Source organism: [Phormidium] sp. LEGE 05292, from assembly GCF_015207735.1.
Lineage (GTDB): Bacteria > Cyanobacteriota > Cyanobacteriia > Cyanobacteriales > Aerosakkonemataceae > Floridanema.
Window position 1 is genome coordinate 1 of the sequence record NZ_JADEWG010000338.1, and the last position, 1312, is coordinate 1312.

Below are 1312 nucleotides of genomic sequence, written 5' to 3' on the forward strand. Positions count from 1 at the left end.
ATATTTCCCTGATTTATGTCGTGCTATTTCCCAGCGTTACAAGTGTCGCCAACTGAAAGCATAAAATGGCACTCAATTACTTGAAGGATAAAATGGCACAAAGTGCCACTTTATCCTTCAAGTGGCACCAGACGCTATTACACAGGCTCTATCTGCCAGACCCGTTGAATGGAAATTTTCTGAGCCAAAGCCATTAGAACCTGGGCAAAAACCACGCCCAATAAACTTACAGTTTATGCTTTCTAAAGCAATCCCACATCTTATTGTTACTTGTATTATTTCAGCAGCTACGGTTAGAATTCCTGCTGTCGCTTGGTCTGCATTCGTTTCTGGTTTATTAACGCTGGGAATCCGAATATGGCGGCAGCAACAATTATATTTGTCTTCGTGGTTCAAAAAAATCTTTTTCACCAGTCAAATAGGTTTTTAGGCAAATACGATCGCACTTTCCCCAAAACATAGAAAAAAGAGCGATCGCACCTTAAACTAGTATTAATAGAAAACTCCCTGAACTGAAAATGGAAACAATTCGTCAAACTGTGGAAGTAAAGAGCGATCGCAAACTCGAAATTAACTTACCAGATAACATTAACCCTGGTTTATTCGAGGTAGTCATTGTACTGCAACCAATAGCAATGAAAAATGAATCTCAGAAATCTTTAACCAGTTTTATTGGTGCTGCAAAAGGTAGCTTTTCCACACCCGAAGAAGTAGATCAATTTATTCGTCAAGAACGAGACGCATGGGAATGAAAACGCGATACACGCTAACGCGCACATTTTGCGATCGCACCACCACCCAACCAAAAAACAGCTAAAATAGTCACATCTCAAATCATCCAAAATGTAAAAAATAATGACCAGACAGCCAAAAGCTTCATCATTAATAAAACCCTTAACTCCAGAACAAATCGAAAAAGTAATCTAACTTCTTGATGAATGGATGGCTGATGAATCAGGATATGATGAAGAAACTCTACCGGAATTAAAAGTAGCGATCGATCGAGAAAGAGATTTAATTTCAGCCCGGAGACTGTTTGATGAGTAAAAATGAGGTGAAATTTAATGAATCCACAACTTATTAAACAAAACAATCCAGAAGTTAATCAAACAGAAACCCATCCCAGCCTAAAACCTGCAACTCCAGAACAATTAAAAAATATTATCGAAATGTTAGATTCTTGGTGCAATGTTTCCGAAGAAGAAGCACAAGAACAGAAAGAAACATTGCAATATTTAATGAAAGCACTTGAAATAACAGAATAAATCAAAAAACTATCACCCCCTCCCCGTTTACGGGGAGGGGGCAGGGG

General features: G+C 38.4%; 2 protein-coding genes. Both read left to right on the forward strand.

Annotated elements, in window-relative coordinates; all coding sequences use genetic code 11:
* The first annotated feature begins 518 nt into the window (after nt 1–518).
* Complete coding sequence (locus tag IQ264_RS32460; protein WP_193986909.1) at nt 519–752, forward strand: hypothetical protein; 234 nt, start codon at nt 519–521, stop codon at nt 750–752.
* Nucleotides 753–1064: 312 nt separating this feature from the next.
* The gene (locus tag IQ264_RS32470) at nt 1065–1265 is read left to right on the forward strand and encodes a hypothetical protein (RefSeq protein ID WP_193986911.1); all 201 of its coding nucleotides are present in this window, start codon (nt 1065–1067) and stop codon (nt 1263–1265) included.
* The last annotated feature ends 47 nt before the right edge of the window (nt 1266–1312 follow it).